This window comes from Bartonella sp. 220B, assembly GCF_026930205.1.
In the GTDB taxonomy this organism is placed as follows: domain Bacteria; phylum Pseudomonadota; class Alphaproteobacteria; order Rhizobiales; family Rhizobiaceae; genus Bartonella.
The window spans coordinates 1-1,577 of the sequence record NZ_JANHOI010000050.1 but is presented as its reverse complement, the minus strand read 5'-3'; the positions used below and the strand labels follow the sequence as shown (position 1 = coordinate 1,577).

1 protein-coding gene is annotated in these 1,577 nt (G+C 41.5%); it reads left to right on the top strand.

The features are described 5' to 3' along the window. A partial coding sequence (locus NPX99_RS08600) for an autotransporter family protein (protein WP_269031414.1) occupies window positions 1-1,577 on the top strand: 1,577 nt, incomplete at both ends.

The following is a 1,577-nucleotide window of genomic DNA, read 5'->3' as shown; positions in this document are numbered from 1 at the left end:
TTTAACTACACGCTACTTGACATTAATCAACGAACGCAATCTAATATTTCAGTACTAAATCTTAATGATAGTTCTATCATATTTGCTGAACCCAATGTGCAGACAGAATATCGTTATCAAACCTTGAATGTAGGAAAACAGCCACAAACTGAAGAACCTCAACCACTAAAAAATCAAGGACCTCATGAGGCAGCAGTCTACAATGCAACAGGCAAGGCAGAAATTCATTTGAATAGCAAATGGAGTGATGGAGAAGACAGTGCTGACCAAAAAACTGACCGTCTTCTCGTCCATGGTGATGTCTCAGGCACGACAACAGTCCATTTTAATAGCCTTTTGAACAGTCAAGATACACAAACTGAAGATTCCATTCCTGTAAACACACGTGGACTCTCACTCATTCAAGTTTCTGGAAAAGCAGAAGAAAGCTCCTTCAAACTTGCAAATGGCTACACAACAATGGGGGGCAAGCCTTACAAATATACGCTGAATGCTTATGGTCCAACAGCAAGCCGTGGAAAGGCAAATGTCGCACAAAGCCTCTTAGGAGAAAATGAGAATTTTTGGGATTTCCGTTTGCAAAGTGCATCCCTTGATCCTGAAGCAAAAATCAGAGCGCTCGTACCACAAGTGGCAAGCTATTTGGTCATGCCTAGTGCTCTCTTCTCCGCTGGATTGGCTGATGTAAACAATCAAAATACATTGTTAGACAATATGCGAACATCAGCAGTCGAACTAGGAATGAGTAAAAACAAAGGGATCTTCTTCTCTTCTTATGGCAAAAAGAGCACATTCTCTTCTAGCCGCAATCCATTGCAATATGGTTATGGAGCTGATATTCGCTATGCTGCCTTGCAAGCAGGCATAACATTAGCAGCAATAGAAGAGCAAGATTTCATCACAAATTTTGGTCTTTTGGGAACATATGGAAAACTCGCTTTCACCCCAAAGGATATGGAAGGCTCTAAAAAAAATACATTGGATAAATTTTCCCTTGCCGCCTATGGAAGCCTCCACCATAACAGTGGCATATATGTCAATGCACTCTTCTCCTATGGAGCTCTCAAGGGAAATATCACCACTGCTCCCATTGGCAATACCGCAAACCTAGATCATACAAAAACATGGGGTGCATCTGCTACCATTGGACATAGATTGGCAACCGGAACGGAAGGCTTAATATTTGAGCCGCAAGCACAGCTTGTTTATCAAGGTCTCATGCTTGGTACTTTCTCAGATATTGACGGCTTTGACGTGAATATGGGCAATCCTCATCAATGGTTAGGGCGTGTTGGTGGACGTTTAACACAAATGGTAACGCCTGCTGACAAAGATTATGCTCTTTCTTTCTATGGTAAGTTGAATGCCATGAAAGCTTTTGGCGATAAGGGCACAATACAAATTGGTGACACTTTCCATCTTGATTCTGTGGAATCTTCTATTGAAGGTGGGGTTGGTGTAAATGCGCAATTGTCTCAAAATATCGCTCTTCATGCCGATGTGAGTTATCAACATAAACTTCAAAAAGCTGGATTCTCTGGGATAAATGTTTCCGCTGGATTACGCTATCAGTTTTA